Source organism: Luteolibacter sp. LG18 (assembly GCF_036322585.1).
GTDB lineage: Bacteria > Verrucomicrobiota > Verrucomicrobiia > Verrucomicrobiales > Akkermansiaceae > Luteolibacter.
Genome location: NZ_AP024600.1, coordinates 1632498 through 1652899, shown reverse-complemented (window position 1 = coordinate 1652899; position 20402 = coordinate 1632498). Strand labels below are relative to the sequence as shown.

17 protein-coding genes are annotated in these 20402 nt (G+C 65.0%); 5 read left to right on the top strand and 12 right to left on the bottom strand.

Annotation, left to right across the window (positions count from 1 at the left end; all coding sequences use genetic code 11):
- Positions 1 to 113 precede the first annotated feature (113 nt).
- The 7 genes from llg_RS06930 to llg_RS06900 form a co-directional block, all read right to left on the bottom strand.
- Entirely contained in the window at positions 114 to 1748 is a 1635-nt protein-coding gene (locus llg_RS06930; RefSeq protein WP_338288984.1) for an AAA family ATPase, read from the bottom strand.
- 107 nt (positions 1749 to 1855) lie between these two features.
- Positions 1856 to 2368 (bottom strand): hypothetical protein, encoded by a 513-nt coding sequence (locus llg_RS06925; RefSeq protein ID WP_338288982.1) that lies wholly within the window; start codon positions 2366 to 2368, stop codon positions 1856 to 1858.
- A gap of 25 nt (positions 2369 to 2393) precedes the next feature.
- Positions 2394 to 3146 (bottom strand): PspA/IM30 family protein, encoded by a 753-nt coding sequence (locus llg_RS06920; protein WP_338288981.1) that lies wholly within the window; start codon positions 3144 to 3146, stop codon positions 2394 to 2396.
- Between the two features lie 116 nt (positions 3147 to 3262).
- Positions 3263 to 4165: a hypothetical protein gene (locus tag llg_RS06915; protein ID WP_338288979.1), complete on the bottom strand. Its 903-nt coding sequence runs from the start codon at positions 4163 to 4165 to the stop codon at positions 3263 to 3265.
- A 17-nt stretch (positions 4166 to 4182) separates the two neighbouring features.
- Positions 4183 to 5055 carry an ABC transporter ATP-binding protein gene (locus llg_RS06910; protein WP_338288978.1) on the bottom strand — a complete coding sequence of 291 codons (873 nt, stop codon included), beginning with the start codon at positions 5053 to 5055 and terminating at the stop codon, positions 4183 to 4185.
- Positions 5042 to 6148 (bottom strand): ABC transporter permease subunit, encoded by a 1107-nt coding sequence (locus llg_RS06905; protein ID WP_338288977.1) that lies wholly within the window; start codon positions 6146 to 6148, stop codon positions 5042 to 5044. Before llg_RS06905 ends, llg_RS06910 begins: the two co-directional genes overlap by 14 nt.
- A 54-nt stretch (positions 6149 to 6202) precedes the next feature.
- Positions 6203 to 7948 (bottom strand): phosphate ABC transporter substrate-binding/OmpA family protein, encoded by a 1746-nt coding sequence (locus llg_RS06900; RefSeq protein WP_338288976.1) that lies wholly within the window; start codon positions 7946 to 7948, stop codon positions 6203 to 6205.
- 228 nt (positions 7949 to 8176) lie between these two features.
- Here llg_RS06900 and llg_RS06895 point away from each other — a divergent pair, with 228 nt between their 5' ends.
- Positions 8177 to 8596 carry a TM2 domain-containing protein gene (locus llg_RS06895; RefSeq protein ID WP_338288975.1) on the top strand — a complete coding sequence of 140 codons (420 nt, stop codon included), beginning with the start codon at positions 8177 to 8179 and terminating at the stop codon, positions 8594 to 8596.
- Here llg_RS06895 and llg_RS06890 read toward each other — a convergent pair.
- Both llg_RS06890 and llg_RS06885 read right to left on the bottom strand, forming a co-directional pair.
- Positions 8568 to 9671 carry a substrate-binding domain-containing protein gene (locus tag llg_RS06890; protein WP_338288974.1) on the bottom strand — a complete coding sequence of 368 codons (1104 nt, stop codon included), beginning with the start codon at positions 9669 to 9671 and terminating at the stop codon, positions 8568 to 8570. The two genes, llg_RS06895 and llg_RS06890, sit on opposite strands and share 29 nt — an antisense overlap.
- A gap of 261 nt (positions 9672 to 9932) precedes the next feature.
- Positions 9933 to 10337 carry a low affinity iron permease family protein gene (locus tag llg_RS06885; protein ID WP_338288973.1) on the bottom strand — a complete coding sequence of 135 codons (405 nt, stop codon included), beginning with the start codon at positions 10335 to 10337 and terminating at the stop codon, positions 9933 to 9935.
- A gap of 113 nt (positions 10338 to 10450) precedes the next feature.
- Between llg_RS06885 and llg_RS06880 the strand changes: the two genes are divergently transcribed.
- The 3 genes from llg_RS06880 (at position 10451) to llg_RS06870 (ending at position 15471) form a co-directional block, all read left to right on the top strand.
- Positions 10451 to 12565 carry a prolyl oligopeptidase family serine peptidase gene (locus tag llg_RS06880; RefSeq protein ID WP_338288972.1) on the top strand — a complete coding sequence of 705 codons (2115 nt, stop codon included), beginning with the start codon at positions 10451 to 10453 and terminating at the stop codon, positions 12563 to 12565.
- Positions 12566 to 12857: 292 nt separating this feature from the next.
- On the top strand, positions 12858 to 14969 hold the full coding sequence (locus llg_RS06875) for a prolyl oligopeptidase family serine peptidase (protein WP_338288971.1): 2112 nt from the start codon (positions 12858 to 12860) through the stop codon (positions 14967 to 14969).
- A 37-nt stretch (positions 14970 to 15006) separates the two neighbouring features.
- Complete coding sequence (locus llg_RS06870) at positions 15007 to 15471, top strand: SRPBCC family protein (protein WP_338288970.1); 465 nt, start codon at positions 15007 to 15009, stop codon at positions 15469 to 15471.
- Between the two features lie 123 nt (positions 15472 to 15594).
- Here the strand turns inward: llg_RS06870 and tnpA are convergent, their stop codons facing one another.
- From tnpA to llg_RS06855, 3 genes are all read right to left on the bottom strand, one after another.
- Positions 15595 to 16041, bottom strand: coding sequence for an IS200/IS605 family transposase (tnpA, locus tag llg_RS06865; protein WP_338288969.1), 447 nt, complete (start codon positions 16039 to 16041; stop codon positions 15595 to 15597).
- A gap of 375 nt (positions 16042 to 16416) precedes the next feature.
- Positions 16417 to 17676, bottom strand: a complete 1260-nt coding sequence (gene pabB / locus llg_RS06860; RefSeq protein ID WP_338288968.1) for an aminodeoxychorismate synthase component I — start codon at positions 17674 to 17676, stop codon at positions 16417 to 16419.
- Between the two features lie 51 nt (positions 17677 to 17727).
- Positions 17728 to 18639, bottom strand: a complete 912-nt coding sequence (locus llg_RS06855) for an endonuclease/exonuclease/phosphatase family protein (RefSeq protein ID WP_338288967.1) — start codon at positions 18637 to 18639, stop codon at positions 17728 to 17730.
- Positions 18640 to 18760: 121 nt separating this feature from the next.
- Here llg_RS06855 and llg_RS06850 point away from each other — a divergent pair, with 121 nt between their 5' ends.
- Positions 18761 to 20389 (top strand): beta-N-acetylhexosaminidase, encoded by a 1629-nt coding sequence (locus llg_RS06850; RefSeq protein WP_338288966.1) that lies wholly within the window; start codon positions 18761 to 18763, stop codon positions 20387 to 20389.
- The last annotated feature ends 13 nt before the right edge of the window (positions 20390 to 20402 follow it).

Below are 20402 nucleotides of genomic sequence, written 5' to 3'. Positions count from 1 at the left end.
GTCCCCGCCAGCGCCCGTTGGCGGGGGCTTGTCAGGCCAAGCGATCTCCTCCCCCGAAGAGGGAAAGCTGGAGCTTCCCTCTACATTCTGAAAGCGGAGCTTTCAGCTACGTTTCATCGCCGGAATCGCTCGGGCACGAAGCTGAGGTCGGTGGCTTCCGCGACGGCGAGGCCGATCTGTTGCTCCAAGATCACCGGGGATACCGGCGGCTGGTAGTCCTTCAGCGCTTCGGCCAATGCGGCGGATTCGGTGAGATCGGTGGTCTTGGTGACGCGGTAGGCTTTCACCGCGAGGGCCTCGGCGGCACCGGGGGTGAGGAGATCAGGGATCTTCGCGCGCAGATCGTCGGGCAGAGTGTCCGGCAGGATCAGGCCGCGGCGTTTCGAAAGGGCGCGGATCAGGCCGTAGCCCTCCTCGGACGTGCCGGTCGGGAACAGCGGGATCTTCACGTCGACGCGCCCGGGGCGCTTCAGATCGACCTCGACGAGATCGGGGCGGCTGGTGGCGAGTGCCCACAGCAGGCGGCCGCGGTTGCGGCTCTGGCTCATCTGCTCGGCCATCATACCGTAGACCCGGCCGGAGATGCCGGAGTCCCCGGATTCCGCGGAGCGGCGGCCGAGCGCCTGGTCCGCCTCATCGACAAAGACGATGCAGCGGCCGAGCGCTTCGAGGAGGCGGAAGATCTTCTCCAGGTTCGACTCGGTGGAGCCGACCCAGCGGTCGCGGAAATTTTTGATCTTCACCACCGGCGCGCCCGCTTCTCCGGCAAGGCACTCGACGAGGAACGTCTTGCCGGTGCCGACGGGTCCGCAGAACAGATAGCCCATCGGCAGGGCCTGGAGATCGTTCTTCCGCCACAGCACGATGTCCTGGCGCAGCCACTTCTTCACGCCTTCCTGACCGTGGAGATCCTCGAGGGTGCGCACCGGCTGGATGAACTCGATGAGGCCCTGGGCGTCTTCCTCGACGAGCTGCTTCTTCAGCTCGATCAGGTCGGCATCGGTGATTGGCGCGGCGGCGTGTTGGCGACGCTGGAGCAGGGCGGACACGGCGTGCACCGTGGAGCCGACCAAGGCGGCGGCGGGTTCGCCGAGGCGACCGCTGAACGGGGCGAGCGCCTTCGCGCACGCGGGTTCGAGAATGGCGAGGGCAGCCTCGATGCCCGCCGCGTCCGGCAGCGGCACGGTGAGCCGGGCGGCACGCGCGTTCTGGGCGACGAGGCGGTGGAGGTCGCTGAAGTTCTCCGTGATCAGGAAGCTGGCGCAGTGGTGGCCGGTGATCATCGGATCGGTGGACCACTCGCGGATCTGCAGGGCCATCGCGCTGGTTTCCACATTCGCACTTCCGGCGGAGGCGGGCACGACGAGATCCGCGGCGCGGACGATCACCGCCACGCGGATCGCGCGCTCCGGCTTCATCGCCGCGAGGTTCGCGCAGAAACGCAGGTAATGGGTGATCACATGGACCGCCTCGCGCGGCGCGGACGGCAGCTCACGTTCACCGTAGGACGGCCATTTCGCGAAGGTCTCGCCGCCCTTCTCGACCCGCATCCCGTTGCCGAGATCGTAGCTGAGAATGACGTCGAAACGTTGGAGCAGCGTGTCCTTCAGGAAGCCTTCCAGCGGGACCAGCTTCGGTGTGCCCGCGACCGTGGCGACCAGACGGTCGCCGATATTGCCGTGAAGGATGAACTGCGAGGCCGCTCCCGATTCGTAGAGCGAGATCAGTTCTTGTGCCCATGCAGGCATTCCGGGAGCGGGCATATTTTGATTTGTGGTCGGGATCTTTGATCAAGAGCTAAACGTTCAAACCTCATAACGGGTCCTCGGGACGATACAATCCCGGCCCTCTTGAGTCAGACGATTTGGTCTTGTTCTTCCGGTAGATCGTAAGCGTCAGTGTGGGTTAAATGACCGTCTTGGTAGCTGACGCGAGAAAGCTCACACCCTTTACGGTAAACGATCTGCAATCCATGCTCGGGTTCCCAATCGCATTCCGCGGTGATACTGACGTATAGGAGATCATCTCTTCGTCCGCGTTGGGACACGAAGATCTCGGAAGGATGCACGTGGCGCCAAACTTCCTCGGGGGAAGCGATCTGAAATCCAATTTTAGCGTCCCCGCTAGCTTCCTTCACATGGCGATAGTTTTCGTAAACGTAGGGACTTGCAGCCGTTCGATCATTCGCCCCAAGGGCGAGAAACGCATTTACCGCCTTCCTTGCGGCGTCGGCATACTCTTCCGATAGCCCATCAAAGGTAAACGTAAGTTCACTGCCATCAAAGTAGGGAACTGGAACGGGCTGGGAGACGAGCAGTTCTGGAAAGCGTGCGTCAGGAACCAATGAGCCAAGCGAGGCAATCTCCATACTGAGATTTAGTGAAGAACCACTATCAAAGCTGCTGCTGTTCCGGAGCCATCTGCTTCTCGACCGGCGCGGGCGCGGCGGCCGGGGCGCTGGAGGCCGGGGCGGGCATGCCGAGTTCGGCGGCGAGGTCGGCGAGGGCAAGGTCCTCAAGGGCTTCGCGCTCGGCCTGCTTGGCCTGGAACTGGGTGGTATCGATGCTGTCGCGGGCGACGCGGGCACGGCCGGCGGCCTCGGTCTTCTGCTCCTCGACCATTTCGTGGAGGCGGGAGAGGGTGTCGCCACTGCCGCCGATGGTGGAAAGCATCCCGGAAGCCATTTCGTTCATCTCGGCGAGGGCCTTCTGCATCTTGAGGCCATCGAGATCGCGGCGCAGGGCCTCGATTTTCTCGCGGGCGGTCTTGATCGCGGAATCGCGGGCGGCGACGAGTTCCTTGTAGGTCTTCTCGGCATCGCCGAGCTGGCTGCGGTTGTCGGCGAGCTCCTTGCGGAGGCTCTGGAGCTGAAGGGCGATTTCACCGGCGAGGCGCTGGTTTCCGGCGCGGAGGTTGGCGGCGGCGCGGGCGCGCAGGTCCTGTTCGTCCCGCTCCTGGCGCTTCACCTGGGCGATGAGCTTCTCACACAGCCCGGCATGGGCAGCGAGGCCCTGGTTGAACTGCGCGATCTGGCCGCGGAGGTTCTCCTTCTCCAGCTCGAGCAGGGCCTCGGGATTGCGCTTCTCAAGGCCGGACACGAACAGGCCGATGAAGCCGCGGAAGAGATTGGCGATGCGTTTGAACATGGCGGTATGGGAGAGGATGTTAGAGAATGGACGCGCGTTTGGAGATTCCAAAATGCACCGGTGATTACACGGATCGGCTCATGGGAGCATGAAAGGGTGGCGGCTGGCGAGGCGGATCATTCGCTCTGGGCAACACGGGGAACCAGCGGCGGCGGGCCGTTGCGGGCAGGCAGGGCGGCGGAGAGCAGCGGCGGCGGCACCTCGTCGAGCAGCAGGCCGCCCACCGAGGCATCGGCGAAGGCGCGCTCGGACGACTGGAGCGAGGAGGAAATACTATCCACCTGGGCGGCGAGTTCGCCGGCGTCGCGCAGGGTCATGCCGACCTCGCAGAGGCGGTTGATCTGCTGCTCGGTCTTGTCGATCTCGGCGCAGACCAGCTCCCAGTTTTCCCCGGCCTGCTGGTGGTTGTCCAAGCGCTCGCGGACGGTGGCAATGCGCTCGCGGATCGAGGTGACGAGGCGGCTTTCCGGTCCATCCACCCCGCCGGGCTGCTTGCCCTGCGCGTCCTTGAGCTGGGTTTCGGAACGGGACAGCTCGGCGACGATCGACTCGCGGCTGGTGGTGGCGAGGAAGCGCTCCAAGCCGGACTTCTGGTGGAGCAGCTTCAGGAACAGCCACAGCATGCGGTCGAGGCCTTCACCGCGGAATTGATCCGCCATGCCGGGCTCCTTCGCGTCCATGTTCCGGCGCAGCTCGAGCAGGTCCGCGCAGCGCTGGCGGAGGGCGGCGAAACGCTGGGTGTCCGCGGTGGAGAGGAAGGACATCAGTTGCTCGAGCTGGGCGGACGAGGCGACGGCCTGCGGGCGCGGCACCAGCTTCTGGCCGCGCAGCACCTTCTGGAACCGCGGGTTCAAACCGAGGAAGCCGAGGTAGGCCAGTTCCAGGCCGCCGACGATGGCGAGCACGCCGAGCGGCACCCCGCTGAGCAGGGCGAACACGCCGCCCGCCCCCACGCCGAGGAGGTTCCAATGCCATTTGGCAGCCCGCTTCAGGGACGCTCCCAAACCTTCTTCACTCATGATTCCATCTCTCCATCCTACAGGGCCGGTTTACCAGCCTGATCGAGCAGGCGGCGCACTTCCTTCACCGAGGACAGGAAGGCGGGCTCCACCTGCATTTCCGCCGCCGGACGGTCCGGTGGCATCACCGCGAGCTGGTGGACGATCGTCCCCGGCGACGGGCTGAAAATGAACACGCGGTCGCCGAGATAGACGGCTTCCGACACATCGTGAGTCACGAAAAACACGGTGGCCTCCAGCTCGCGCCAGAGTTTCACCAGCAGGTCCTGCATGTTCTGGCGGGTGCCGGGATCGAGCGCGCCGAAGGGCTCGTCCATCAGGATGATGCGCGGGTGCATGATCAGGGTGCGGGCGATCGCCACGCGCTGGTTCATGCCGCCGCTGAGCTGGTGCGGATACTTGCCGGCGTCCTTCTTCGGATCGAGGCCGACCTTGGCGATCCATTCCTTGGCGCGCTCGATGCGCTCCTTGTCCGGGACGTGGGCGCACTCCAGGCCGAAGCCGACGTTCTCCAGCACCGTGCGGTGCGGGAAGTTCGCGTAGTCCTGGAACACGAAGCCGCGGTCCGGGCCAGGAGCCTCGACCGGCTGGCCGTGGACCAGCACCTCACCGGTGGTGGCCGGGAAGTGCGGGGCAAGTCCGGCGATCAGGCGCAGCACGGTGCTCTTTCCGCAGCCGCTGGGGCCGAGAATGCCGATGAACTCGCCAACCTTCGGCGTGTCCTCGATGTGGAAATTGATGTCCCGGATCGAGGTGAACTCGTGGCGCGTCCCGGGGTTGTAGACCTTCGAGACGTTCTTGAATTCGACGATACGCGCCAGCGTGGGATCGGACTCCACCGGCTTGAGTTCGCACGGGGCATCGCCCGTCTGGAGTTCAGTCCTGGCCATGTTTCAAGTAAGGGAATGCCTGGCGCTGGAGCCACAGGATCAGCTTGTCGATCGCCCACGCGAGGAGGGCGATGATGATCAGGCAAAGGTAGATGTGTTCGCGCGGGCCTTGGCGCTGGCTGAGGATGATGAGCGAGCCGAGGCCGCGCTTCGCATTGATGACCTCGGCGAGCATGATGTAGCCAAAGGCCAGGCCGAAGAGCAGGCGCAGACTGTTGACGATGTCCGGCATCGCCATCGGCATGATGACCTTCCGCAGCGTCTGGTGGCTGAGGATCGGGAACCACAGGCCGAAGCCGACAACGAATCCGATCGCGGCACGGATCCAAAATGGGCCGGTGGCCATGGCCTCGAGGAACGGATTCGGCTCGGGCGCGCCGGGCACCGCTTCGGCGACCACCGTCATGCTGCCCTGCTCGTGCAGGAACTGCCAGCCGAGGGAGGCGATCGCGGCGTAGCCGAGGGCGAGCAGGCAGGCGAGGCGCAGGCCCTTCGACCAATTCCGTTTCGCGCCCAGCGTATAGGCGGTTTCCAGGAAACGGTCCGGCACGGCGCGCGCGGACGAAGTGGTGTCGAACAACACGAACGTCACCGCGGCGAGGAAGATGAACATCACCTTCTGCACCTCGCCGAGGCCGAACCAGATCAAGGTGAGCGGGATCAGGGCGGCGATTGGCACGTTCCGGCCGAAGATGCTGAGCGGCTTCAGCATCGCGCCGAGGCGGAAATAGCTTCCCGCGAGCAGCCCGAGCGGCACCGCCACGGCGGCGGCGATCAGGAAGCCCCCGAGCACGCGTGCCAGGCTGACCATGGCGCTGATCGACAGGCCGCGGTCGAACCACAGCGAGGAGAACGACGAGAACGTCTCGCGGATGCTGGGCAACGTGTAGGCATCCACGATGCGCGCGTCCCCTTCCCCGCGGGTCAAGAACCACCACACCAGCAACACCACGCCGATCATCGCCGCGCCAAGCAACCCGCCTTCAAGGAAGGACGGTTCATCGCGGAGCGTGCCGAAACGCTTCAGCCAAGCAACGAGCGGCTGGCGCTTCTTCGGCACGACGGAGCCGGGCTCCTTAATCGGATCGGACATGGGAGTCGGAGGTGAAGGATAAGCGTGGCGGCCGTTTCCAGCCGCCACATTCGATCACTCGGTCGGGTTCTCCAACGCGATGACCTTGATCTCCACGCGGCGGTTCTTGGCGTGGTTCATCGGATCATCGGCGTCGAACGGGCGGTCCCAGCCGATGCCATCGACCACGAACTGGTTCGGATTGAAGTTCGGGAACTTCTTCACGAGCTCGGTCTTCACGGCGGCGGCACGGTTCGCGGACAGCTCCTTCACCATCTGCTGGCTGACCTGGCCCTTCATGCTGGAATCGGTGTGGCCTTCCACCACGATGTTCGCGGCACCGTACTGGGCGGCGAGCTTGCCGACTTCTTCAAGCACCGGATCGACGTTCGGCTCGTAGGGCTTCTGGATGTCCTTGCCGTTCTCCTTCGCGGGCACGGTCTTCCGCAGGTCCCAGGAGTTCGGATAGAAGTGGAGGGTGATGACCTTGGTGAGGATCTCGCTGCCCTCGGCCTTGATCGTCTGGACGGTCTTCGGCGCGAAGTTGATCTGGTACTCGTTGCGGCTGGATTTGAACGGCTCGTCGTTCTCCAGCTTCTGGAGGATGGAGAAGTCCATGACCTGGTCGAAGGGCACCTGCTGCTGGATGCGGTTCATCTTGCGGTAGAGCAGATAGGCGGTGTTCCAGGTGCGCTCGAAGTTGGCCGGGTTGTTCTGGTTGAGGAAGAACTCGCGGTTCTCGGCGTAGTTGGTCGAGTGGGCGTCGCCGAGCATGCCGAGGGTGTCGGCTTCCGGGATGCTGTAGAGCTTCGACATGTGGGAGGCGGCCAGCTTGCGGCCTTCCTCGGTCTTCATCTTCTCCATGCCGGCGAAGATGCCGCGGACGAGGCCCTCGCAGATGTCCGGATTGTCCCGGGCGAAGTCGGAGCGGGCGAACCACACGTCCGCGATCAGCTTGTTCGCGGTGGCGGTGCTGACGAGCAGGTGGTTGTCGGCGATCTTGGACAGGTTGTAGATGTCCGGGGCCCACGACACGCAGGCGGCGATGCTCTTGTCCGCGTTGAAGGCGGCGGCGGCCTGGAAGGCGTCTTCGGTGTAGACGAACTGGACCTCGGACGGCTGCACGCCGCCGTTCACCAGGGCATTGAGGAGGAAATATTCGGACGGCGAGTTCTGGGCGAGCACGACCTTCTTGCCGCGGAGGTCGGCAACGGTTGGCTTGGCCGGGTCCTTCGCGGCCTTGCGGCGGATCACGATGCCGTCACCGCCGTTGGAGAAGTCCACCTGCTGATAGATGCGCGGGGAGAGGCGGGTGTCCTGTTTGAACTGGTCCATAAACAGCGGCACCATGTCGAGCGTGGCCCAGCCGATGTGGACCTTGCCGGCGGCGTAGGCGTCGCGCATGGCCACGGGGTTGTCGATGAGCACCAGCTCGACCTTGAACGGCTGGCCGGACGGCGTGGTCCAGACCTTGCCGGCGGTGCCGCCCTCGTTCTGGAGGATGATCGGGGCCCAGCCGGCCCAGACGTTGAGTGCGAACTTCACGGTGCGCGCCTGGAGCGGTTCATAGGCGCTGGTGCCCTTCAGCGGCGGCAGCTTCTCGCTGGGCTTGAAGGTGTACTCCTTGACGGTGGTCGGGACGTTCGCGTCCTGCGCTTCCGCGCCCGAGGCCTGCTTGAGGTCGGCGGCGGTGATGGTGGTCGGGGCGTGTTCGTTGCCCTTCGGGAAGAGCACGTTCCGGAATCCATACGCGAGCAGGCCAGCGACAACGCAGGCGAGCACGACGAAGAACAACGGTTTCGGTTTGGGCGATTCGTTCATGGTCGTTGTGATAAGCGCGGGCCCTCATGCCGCGCGGTTTTCCTTGGGGTCTCTCGTCCGCGATGCCGGTTTCCAACAGATTCCCGGAAGCACCGGGAGACATGCGGGAGACAAAGCGGACGTCCGTTGTCCTATGAATTGTGAACAACTCCATCAATACATTTCGGGTTCCAAACAGGGACCTCTTTTCCATGGGACGCGCGGCCCGGAATCATGTTCCGTGTCCCCATGTCCACCGCGACTCACAGCAAGACCATCGGCTACCTGCTCTGGATCTTCGGCTTCACCGGCTCCCACCGGTTCTATTACGGGCGGCCGGTGACCGGCGTGATCTGGTTTTTCACCGCGGGCCTGCTGGGCATCGGCTGGCTCATCGACCTGTTCCTGATCCCCTCGATGGAGCGGCAGGCGGCGCGGAACTTCACCGGCGGGCGCTACGACTACTCCGTGGCGTGGATCCTCCAGACTTTCCTCGGGGTGTTCGGCGTGCACCGCTTTTACCTCGGAAAGATCGGGACGGGCGTCCTGTGGCTGCTGACCGGCGGCCTGTTCGGCCTCGGCTGGCTCTACGACTTCTGCACGCTGAACGACCTCGTGGACGAGCGGAACCGCACACCCGTCAGCGGCCGGTTGGCAGCCGCCCGTTGAACGGCGCGGCGATGCTCTCACCCTCGATGAAATACGAGGGAAGTAGTTTTTGCCCCGGCGCGCGGTCCTGGCGGGAGGGGTTGTCCAGCCACTCCATGACGCCGGCGACGAGGTCCGTGATCGACATCCCGCCGAGCATGCCGAGTTTCGGCCGGAACCACTCGATTTCCGCCGAACTCTCCATCACCAGCACTGAGAGATGCTCGGGAATGCGGAGGCCGCGGCGGTTGCAGAACGAAAGCAAGCCGGACAGGGCGAGCGCGTTGTTCACGATGATTGCCGTAGGCGGTGTGATGCGGAACAGCTCCTCCAGCACCGTCTGGAGGCCCTCCGGAGTCTCATCCCAGGCGGGCAGGTTGTAGGGCGAGGCGGTGACGGAAACGGCCGCCAGCTCCTCGGTGAAGGCCCGTGCCATCCGGCCGGGAGTCGGGGCCTCCCGCACGAAGCGTTCGCAAAGAAGCGCGATGCGGCGGTGGCCGCGGCCGGTCAGGACCTGCATGGCCTCCCGCAGCGCGAGGCTGGAGTCGATGCCGACGCTGTCGATCTCGATGCCGAGCGAGCGACCGCCGAGGGCGAGCACCGGCACGTCCTGCCGCGAAAACCAGTCGAGGTCCTCCCACACGCCGAGATAAACGATGCGTGCGTCCGCCCCGCGCTCGTTCATGAACCGGCCGAGCCCGCGGTGTTTCCGCCGGACGGCGGCGAGGTCCGGCTGGTCGTGCGCGAGCACATGCCCGCCGCGCGAGATCGCCTCGCCGAGCATGGCGAGGAAGCGGTGGTCACCGCGGTCCATCGTATGATAGTCCCGCCCCAGCAGCAGGTCGACCCTCAGGCTGTCCGCGGACGCCACCGAAGGCAGCGAGCGCACCGAACGTTTGAGCCCTTGGCTCGGCGACGAGAGATGGCCCTGTTCCGTCAGCAAGGCCAGGGCATTGCGGACGGTGGCGCGGCTGACGCCGAGCTGAGCCGCGAGATGGCGTTCGCCGGGAAGAGTGGGCCATCGCCGGGCTTGCAATCCCGTCTTGATGACCTCGGCCGTGGATTCGCTGATCGAAATAGCGCGCGGAAGGTGCATGGCAATGAACAAAAAAACCTAGGGACAAACGTGAATCTCACCCTGCAAGGCCACCCCGGAGAGTCAAACTGAAACTTGGGATATTCTTTGCAATCAGGAGGTTGCATCGAATTTCGAGCGGTCGGATTCTGGGTTTCGACCGCGGTGGGATTTGGCCCATTCCAGTAGACACCGGGAGAGCCGCAACAACGATCTGGTGGTTCGCTCGACAGACCACCAACGATTCGAAGAATATCACAAGCCGTCCCGGGCCATCCCATTTCACCCTCCGTCGTCATCACCGGTGGGCTTTTCCCGTCGGGATTTTTCGGCGAGCTTGAGGAACTTGTCCCGGATCTTGTCGAGGTCCTCGTCCTCCAACTCCTCGAGGTCGAGCAGGCTGTTGTTCGCCTGTTCGAGGGCGCGGATCAGCTCGTCGAGCTTGATCTGGAGCGCCTCCGAATCGCGGTTCTGGGTGTCCTGGATCAGGAACACCATCAGGAAGGTGATGATGGTGGTGCTGGTGTTGATGACGAGCTGCCAGGTGTCGCTGTACTTACACACGGGACCGAAAGCCGCCCACACGATCAACAGCAGCACGGCACTGGCGAAGGTGGCGGGCTTGCCCGCATAACGGGAGGTGTTCTTGGCGAAGCGGGTGAACAGCGAGTTCTTCTTCGTGGGCATGGCGGTGGCTGGGTTTCCAACTGGCACACTAACGGCATCCGCGCGGGAATCAAATGACGGCCCGGAGGAATGACTGGCGCCGCCGGAACGGTTCCGCCAAGGTGCAGCCAGCCATGAATGTTCCGGCCCCGCGCTCCTGGATCTGCCTGCTCGCCCTCGTCTCCGCCGTCCACGCGGCTCCGGACTACCCCGTCACCCGCAAGGTCGACGTCTCCGACGACTACCACGGGACGAAGATCGCCGATTCCTACCGCTGGCTGGAGGACGACAACGCGAAGGACACCAAGGCGTGGACCAAGGCCCAAAACAAGGTGACGCAGGCCTGGCTCGCCGCGATCCCGCGCCGCGAAACGATCCGCAAGCGCCTGCGCGAGCTGTGGGACTACCAGCGCGTGGGCACCCCCTTCCGCTCCGGCGACAAGTGGTTCACCTACCGCAACACCGGCCTCCAGAATTTCGCCGTGCTCTACGTGTCCGACTCTCCCGGCGGCGAGCCGAAGGTGCTGCTGGACCCGAACACGCTCTCGAAGGACGGCACCGCCTCGGTGGAATTCGAGGCCGCCAGCGAGGACGGCAAGCGGCTGGCCTACGCCGTGTCCCGCGCCGGAAGCGACTGGCAGGAGATCCGCGTGCGCGACACCACCACCGCGAAGGATCTGAAGGACGTGGTGAAGTGGGTGAAGTTCAGCGGCATCGGGTGGGCGAAGGACGGCGGCGGATTCTACTACAGCCGCTATGACGAGCCGAAGAAGGGCGAGGCGCTGACCGGCACCAACGAGTTCCAGAAGTTCTACTTCCACAAGCTCGGCACGCCGCAGTCCGCGGACGTGCTGGTCTACGAGCGCAAGGACCACCCCACCTGGGGCATCGGCGGCGGCGTGACCGAGGATGGCGGCTACCTCGTCATCACGTGCAGCGAGGGAACGGAGGAGAAAACCATCGTGTTCTACAAGGACCTCTCGAAGCCGGACTCGAAGGTCGTGGACCTGCTGCCGGACAACGACGCGGAATACAGCTTCATCGACAACGAGGGCCCGGTTTTCTATTTCAAAACCGACCTCAACGCCTCGCGGGGACGGGTCATCGCCATCGACACCCGCGAGCCCGCCCGCGACAAGTGGAAGGAGATCATCCCGGAATCCAAGGACCTGCTCGAGGGAGTCTCGACCGTCGGCGGCGTGCTCACCTGCCACTACCTCCAGGACGCGAAGGCGGCGCTGAAGAGCTACGACCACCAGGGCAAGTTCCTGCGCGACATCCCCCTGCCCGGCATCGGCAGCATCTACGGCCTGGAGGGCCGGAAGGAATACAAGGAGACCTACTACAACTTCAGTGGATTCACCCAGCCCGGCACCGTCTACCGACTCGATCCCGTCACCGGCGAGAGCACGCTGTGGCGGCAGCCGAAGGTCCATTTCAACCCGGACGATTTCGAAACGAAGCAGGTGTTCTACCCGAGCAAGGACGGCACCAAGGTGCCGATGTTCATCGTCCACAAGAAGGGTCTGAAGCTCGATGGCACGAACCCCACCCTGCTCTACGGCTACGGCGGCTTCGCCATCAGCAGCCCGCCGGACTTCTTCATCCCGCGGATCGCGTGGCTGGAGATGGGCGGCATCTACGCCCAGGCGAACATCCGCGGCGGCGGCGAGTACGGCCGGGACTGGCACGAGGCCAGCATCAAGACGCGGAAGCAGAATGGCTTCGACGACTTCATCGCCGCGGGCGAATGGCTGGTCGCGAATCGCTACACCTCGTCCCCGAAGCTCGCGATCCAGGGCGGCAGCAATGGCGGCCTGCTCGTCGGCGCGTGCTTGGTGCAGCGGCCGGACCTTTTCGGCGCGGCGATCCCGCAGGTGGGGGTCATGGACATGCTGCGGTTCCCGAAGTTCACCATCGGCAAGGCCTGGGAAACGGAATACGGCGATCCGCAGAAGGAGGAGGACTTCAAGGCGCTGTCCGCCATCTCCCCCTACCACAACCTCAAGCCCGGCACGCGCTATCCCGCCACGCTGGTGATGACCGCCGATCACGACGACCGCGTGGTGCCCGCGCACAGTTTCAAGTTCGCCGCCCGTCTCCAAGAGTGCCAGCCGAAGGACGGCCCGCCGGTGCTGATCCGCATCGAGTCCAGCGCCGGCCACGGCTCCGGCACCTCGCTGAGCAAGGAGATCGACCAGTCCGCCGACGAGTGGGCGTTCCTGAGCAAGGTGCTCGGGATGGAGTGAAAGGAGTAGAGGCTTTAGCCGAGGAAGGTCTTCCGGGGGCGGAGGCCTGAAAGTTTGCTAGTTGCCGGTGTTCAGTTTTCAGGAAGGGAGGAGATCCCGTTTCGGCTGCTCCCGAAGGAATCGTATCGCATCCGGCTCTTGGTCTTCTCTGGATTCTGGACTCTGGGTTCTCGGCTTGGCCGTCCCGCTCACCAGCCTCCGCCCCCCGAAGACCCTCCTCGGCTAAAGCCTCAACTCCGACAAATCGGCTGGCCACGGTCCGTATGGCGGACCAGTTGTTTGTCGTTCCTTTATGAAAATCCCGTCTCCGCTGGTCTGCCTGTCCGCCCTCACCTGTCTCACCCACGCCGCCTCGGCCTACCCGGCCGCGCGGAAGGAAAACGTCACCGACGACTACCACGGCACGAAGGTGGCCGATCCCTACCGCTGGCTGGAGGATGACAACGCCGCCGACACCAAGGCCTGGGTCCAGGAGGAGAACAAGGTCACCCGGGATTTCCTCGCCGCGATCCCGCGCCGCGAATCGATCCGCGAGCGCCTGCGCACCCTCTGGAACTACGAGCGCATCGGCGCGCCGACCGAATACGGCGGCAAGTGGTTCTTCAGCCGCAACAGCGGTCTCCAGAACCAGGCGGTGCTGATGGTCGCGGATTCGCCCGAGGCGGAGGGCAAGGTCCTGCTCGATCCGAACACGCTCTCGAAGGACGGCACCGTTTCCCTCGCCGGCCAGAGCCCGAGCGAGGACGGCAAACTGCTCGCCTACTCGCTCTCCGCCGGCGGCAGCGACTGGCAGGAAATCCGCGTCCGCGACGTGGCCACCGGCAAGGACCTGGAGGACCATCTCAAATGGGTGAAATTCAGCGGCGTGTCCTGGAAGAAGGACGGCAGCGGGTTTTTCTACAGCCGCTACGATGCACCGAAGGAGGGCGCGGCGCTGACCCAGAAGAACGAGTTCCAGAAGCTCTGCTTCCACAAGATCGGCACGCCGCAGGCCCAGGACCCGATCGTTTACGAACGCAAGGACCACGCCAACTGGGGCATCCACGGCGGCGTGACCGAGGACGGGCGCTACCTCGTGATCGGCATCAGCCAGGGCACCGATCCGAAGAACCGGGTGTTCTTCAAGGAGATCGCGGACAACGCGAAGGTGGTGGAGCTGCTGCCGGACGCGGATGCCGAGTATGACTTCATCGACAACGACGGGCCGGTGTTCTTCTTCAAGACCGACCTCGATGCGCCGCGCGGCCGCGTGATCGCGATCGACACCCGCGAGCCCGCGCGAGCGAACTGGAAGCAGGTCATCCCGGAGAGCAAGGACCTGCTCAAGGGCGTGTCATCGGTGGGCGGCCAGCTCGTTTGCCAGTATCTCCAGGACGCGAAGAGCGCGGTGAAGTGCGTGGGCTTCGATGGCAAGCTGATCCGCGAGCTGGCGCTGCCCGGCCTGGGCAGCGCCGGTGGATTCGCCGGGAAGAAGGAGGCCAAGCAGACCTTCTACGGCTTCTCCACCTTCACCGAGCCCGGCTCGATCTACCGCCTCGATCTGGCGACCGGTGAAAGCAAGCTGTGGCGGAAGCCGAAGGTCGGCTTCGACAGCGACGCCTATGAGAGCGAGCAGGTGTTCTACCCGAGCAAGGACGGCACCAAGGTGCCGATGTTCATCGTCCACAAGAAGGGCCTGAAACTCGATGGCTCCAACCCGACGCTGCTCTACGGCTACGGTGGCTTCGACACCAGCCTGACACCGGGCTTCTCGATCCCGCGCGCGGTGTGGCTGGAGATGGGCGGCGTGCTGGCGGTGGCGAACCTGCGCGGTGGCGGCGAATACGGCCGCGAGTGGCACGAGGCCGGCACCAAGCTGCGGAAACAGAATGTCTTCGATGACTTCATCGCCGCGGGTGAATGGCTGATCTCGCACCAATACACCTCGACACCGAAGCTCGCGATCCAGGGCGGCAGCAATGGCGGCCTGCTCGTCGGCGCGTGCCTGGCGCAGCGTCCGGACCTCTTCGGCGCGGCGCTGCCGCACGTGGGCGTGATGGACATGCTGCGTTTCCACAAGTTCACTATCGGCTGGGCGTGGCAGAGCGACTACGGCAGCTCGGACAATGCGGACGAGTTCAAGGCGCTCTACGCCTACTCGCCGTACCACAACCTCAAGTCCGGCACGCGTTATCCGGCCACCCTGGTGATGACCGCCGACCACGACGACCGCGTGGTGCCCGCGCACAGCTTCAAGTTCGCCGCGCGCCTCCAGGAATCGCAGGCGCAGGACGGGCCGCCGGTGCTGATCCGCATCGAAACCAGCGCCGGCCACGGCGCGGGCACGGCGCTCAACAAGAGCATCGAGCAATCCGCCGACGAGTGGGCGTTCCTGACCAAGGCGCTCGACATGAAGAAGGATTGATGGACCCGGCGGGCGGGGACATGCTCCGCCCCGCCCCATGATCCTCCACACGCTCACGCAGGTCCAGGACCTCCCGATGTCCGTCGCGGAGGCCTGGGCCTTTTTTTGCGCCCCGGCCAATCTCCAGGCCATCACACCGCCGGACATCCGTTTCGAGTTCATCGGCGACCACTCCGGGCCGATGTACGAATCCCGGATCCTGCGCTACCGCATCGGCATCGCGCCGCTGGTCACGGTGAACTGGGTCACCGAGATCAAGGCGGTGCGGGACGGGCATTCGTTCGTGGATGAGCAGCGGTCCGGGCCGTATGCCTTCTGGCACCACCGCCACACCTTCGAAACCATCGCGGGCGGCACGCGGATGACCGATGAAATCCACTACGCCGTGCCCGGCGGGCCGATCGGCAATCTCCTCCATCCGCTGCTGGTCCGGCCGAAGCTGGAGAAGATCTTCCAATTCCGCCGCGAGGAACTCGTGCGACGGTTCGGGACGGTGGGTTGACCAGTCTCTTTGCCCCGGTAGGGGCAGTGGAATGTTAGCCGGTGGCAAGGAGCGAAGCGACGCCCCCACCGGTTGGACGGCGGTGGTAATTCGCGTCCCGGCAGGGACGCGGGAGGCGCTCCCTCAATCGACGAACCGCGCATCGTATTCCACTTCGCATTTGGCCAGAAACTCGCGGTATTCCTCTTGGAACGACTTCTTCCGGTGATGTTCTTCCTGCCGGGCGATGTAGCGCCTCACATCCTCACGTGACGATGGGCTGACGGTGAACGCGCCGTATCCCTCCTGCCATTGAAACTCCTTCAATCCGATGGTGCGATGCACCCATTCGGAGGAAGGTCGTTTGATATCCCGCATCACGTCCGAGAGGCGATGAACGGCCTGAAGACCAATGAGCGCGTGGACGTGATCGGCCACCCCGCCGATCGCCTCGGGGAACACGTTCAAATCCCGGAATGCCCCTCCCAGATATGCGTGCAGGCGTCCTCTCCATTCGGTGTCGATCCATGGCTGGCGGTCCTTCGTGGAGAAGATCACGTGGACATGCAAACTGAGATGAGTGGACGACATGATGGGAGGATGGCGGGTGCTTGGGTTCCGCTTCAAGGGTGAAACCTCCCTTCCGCGTCCCAGCCAGGCCGCGGATCTCGTTTCGAAAAGGCAATCGGGCCCCTTCTTTGCCCCGGCAGGGGCACCGGATGGTAGCCGGTGGCGGAGGAGCCTAGGCGACGACCCCACCGGTCACGCCGCGGACATGGAATGGCATCCCGGCAGGGATGCGGGAGACCTGCGAAGTCGATAGGCATCCGGTGGTCTCAACGCGAAAACCGCTCTCCCGCATACCTCCGGCATGCGATTCAAACCAACCATCTCAACCGGTGGGGGCGTCGCTTCGCTCCTTGCCACCGGCTACCATCCCATGCCCCTACCGGGGCAAAGAGCCTCTTACTCCATCCACCGCTCGATCGCGAGGCGGATGCCGGCGGCCTTGTGGAGGGTTTCCTCGTATTCCTTCTGCGGATCGGAGTCGGCCACGATGCCGCCACCGACGTCGTAACTCAACCGCCCGCCATCCCGGACGAGGGTGCGGATGGCGATGTTGAACTGGCTTTCGCCATTGAAGCCGAACCACCCGATGGCGCCGCAGTAGAGGCCGCGCTCGCGCTGCTCCAATTCGGAAATGATCTCCATCGCCCGCTTCTTCGGCGCGCCGGTGATGCTGCCGCCGGGGAAACACGCGGCCAACGCGTCGATGGCGGTCGTGCCTTCGCGCAACGTGCCGGTGACCGTGGAGACGAGGTGGTGGACCTGCTCGAGCGTTTCGAGCTTCAGCATCTCGGCGACGTGCACGCTGCCGAACTCGCAGACCTGTCCGATGTCGTTGCGGAGCAGGTCGGTGATCATCACCAGTTCGGAGATTTCCTTGGCGGAAGTCTGGAGCTCGTAGGCGCTGCGGCGGTCATCATCCGGATCCGGGAAACGCGGGCGGGTGCCCTTGATCGGGCGGGTCTCGATGCCGCGGCCGGAGATGCGCAGGAAGGTCTCGGGTGAGGAACTCAGCACCTCGGTGCCACCGAGCGCCAACCACGCGGCCATCGGCGCGGGCGTGGCCTCGCGGAGGTGGCCGTAGAGCGGAAACAACGAGCCGCCCTCGACCGTCGCGCGGAACGATTGCGAGAGATTGACCTGATAGATGTCCCCCGCCGCGATCCATTCCTGGGCACGGCGGACATTGTCCAAATACCGCTCGCGCGGCGTGCACGATTGGAACGCGCCGACGCGCACCGGATCATCGGGCAGCTCCCGCAGTTCGGACGACAGCGTGCCGGCTTCCCACCACTCGCCGCGGTCGTGGATGAACACGAGCATCTCGGGAAACTCGCCAAAGACGAAATCGCCCTCGTAGCCGACCCAACCACAGAGGCCGCCGAGCGGGAAGCCGCGGTCCGCAGTTTCGCCACGCGAGGCATCGAGGATCGCCTGCAACCGCGCGCGGTCGCCGGAACGGTGGAGATTGCCCTCGATCAGGCTCAACGGCCGCGCCGCGATCACGGAAACCGGCATCGGCGCACTGGAGGGCTGGTTGCCGGCGGTATCGAAGAACACCAGCCCGCCGAGATGGCGCAGCCGTGCGGCCACGTCCGCGGGCATCAGGCCCTCGAGGCGTGGCTGGCGGACGGCGGAACGCGTCAGCGGGTCGGCCATGACCGCGGCAGGAAACTACCACCCGCCCCGGCTGGCAAGGCGGAAGACCGCTCACGGCCGCGGGAACTCGACCCGCGCGGACACCGGGAAGTGGTCCGAGGGCAGCGGCTCGGGATCGACCACGATGTCCGCGTCCAGCACCCGCGCGCCCTTCGACACCAGGATGTGGTCGACGTTGCGGGTGCCCGCGCGCTTGCCCTCCCAGAAGTGGAGCGTGGTGCGGTTGCCCTCGCCGCGGTGGCGGCTGTCGAAGGCATCGACGAGGCCGTTTTTCCAACCGCCCTGGCCGAGCAGGTAGGTCACGGCAGGGTTGCCCTCCACCGCGTTGAAATCGCCGAGCAGCACCACCGGCTCGTCGGCGTGGCGGCGGGAGTCGATGCGCTGGGCGATCAGGCGCGCGGCGCGCTCGCGGGACGGCTGGTTGCGGTGGTCCCAGTGGGTGGCGAAGACGTAGAAGGAGCGGTCGGTGGCGCGGTCGGTGAGCCGGGTCCAGCAGGCGATACGCGGGATCTCGTTGCCCCAGGTTTTCGAACCGGGGATCTCCGGGGTGTCGGACAACCAGAAGGTCCCGGCGTCCGAGGTGTCCTTCACGAAACGGTCGGCGCGGTAGAAGATGCCGGTGTATTCCCCTTCCCGCCGGCCATCGTCGCGGCCGACGCCGGTGAAATCGTAGTCCGGCAGCGAGGCCCGCAGGTCCGCCACCTGGCCGTGGAGCGCCTCCTGGACCGCGAAAACGTCCGGCGACATCCGGGTGAGACTGCGGACGGAGGCGATCACCCGCTCGTGCCAATTGCGCGGGCCGCGGTCGCCCTCGTTCTCATAGCGCAGGTTGAAGGTGACCAGGCGCAGCGCGATGGCACCGTCCTCCCGCACCGGGACCGCCTTGGGCGTCCGGACGGTCTGCCGCCGGCCGCAGCCGCAGAGCAGCACGGCCATCACGGGGAGGATCCATCCGACACGCATCCGCGGCACTCTCCGCAGGACGGTCCGGATGTCAATGACCGCGGCGGATTGGTCATTGAAAGAAGACCGCGGTTTTTTCACGTTAAGGGCCGACCCTTTTTGTCCGTACCCGATTGATTTCATGAAACATCCGCTCCTTGCCTCGATGATGGCGCTATCCGGCCTCGCCGCCGCCGACAGCCTGCCGCTGATTCCCCAGCCCGTGTCCGTGAAACCGGGCGAAGGCGCCTTCGATTTCACCGCCGCCACCGGCATCCGCTACGACCGCACGCTGAAGGCCGAGGCCGACCTCTTCGCCGCCGACCTCCAGAAGCTCACCGGCAACGCGCCGAAGACCGCCAGCGAGGAAATGCGGATCCTCCTGCCCAGCGAAATCCGCCTGGACGTCGATGCCGCCGCGGATCTGCCCGTCGGCGGCTACAAGCTGGAGATCACGCCGAAGACGGTGGTCGTCACCGGCAAGGACGCCGCCGGGGCCTACTACGGTACCCGTACCCTGCTCCAGCTCCTGCCCGCCGCCAACGACCCGGCGTGGAAGGACCAGGCCCCGGAAAAACTCCCCGCCGTTTCCATCAGCGACTACCCGCGTTTCGCCTGGCGCGGCATGATGCTCGATTGCGGCCGCCACTTCTTCGAGGTGAAGGACGTGAAGCGCTTCATCGACGAACTGGCCTACCACAAGCTCAACGTCTTCCACTGGCACCTCACGGAGGACCAAGGCTGGCGCATCGAGATCAAGAAGTACCCGAAGCTCACGGAGACCGGCTCCTGGCGCGAGTCCTCCCCGCCCTATGGCAACCGCAATTCCGACGACGGCAAGCGCTACGGCGGCTTCTACACCCAGGAGCAGGTCAAGGACATCGTCGCCTACGCCACCGCCCGCCACATCACCGTGGTGCCGGAAATTGAAATGCCCGGCCACGCCGCGGCGGCCATCACCGCCTACCCGAAGCTGGGCAACGATGACATCCCGGGCTACGCGCCGAAGGTGATGACCCGCTGGGGCGTGCACCCCTACACCTTCGCGCCCACCGAGGACACCTTCCGCTTCATCGATGACGTCTTCACCGAGGTCTGCGCGCTGTTCCCCTCGAAGTACATCCACATCGGCGGCGACGAGGCCCCGAAGGACCAGTGGGACAAGTCCCCGCGGGTGCAGGAGCTGAAGAAGAAGGAGAACCTCAAGGACGGCCACGACGTGCAGAGCTACTTCGTGAAGCGCGTGGAGAAGATCCTGGCGAAGAAAGGCCGCAAGCTGATCGGCTGGGACGAGATCCGCGAGGGCGGCCTGTCCCCGGAAGCCACCGTGATGTCCTGGCGAGGCGAAAAGGGCGGCATCGATTCCGCCAAGGAAGGCCACGACGTGGTGATGGCCGCGAACTCGCACCTCTACTTCGACCACTACCAGGAGCCGAAGGAAGCCGCGCTGGCCAAGGGCGGCGACAAGGAAGCGATCGGCGGATTCCTGCCGCTCTCGAAGGTCTATTCCTATGACCCGGTGCCGAAGGCCCTGACCGCCGCGGAAGGCAAGCATGTCCTCGGCGTGCAGGCCCAATTGTGGGCCGAGTACTTCCACGATTTCCCGAAGATGGAGTACATGGCCTTCCCGCGCATCGCCGCGCTGGCCGAGATCGCGTGGACGCCGCTGGAGCGGAAGAACTTCGAGGACTTCCGCGGCCGTCTCGACGGCGTGCTGAAGCACTACGACGCCGCGGGCCTGAAACACGGCGATCCGGACCAACCGAAGTGAATTTCCGGCGGCA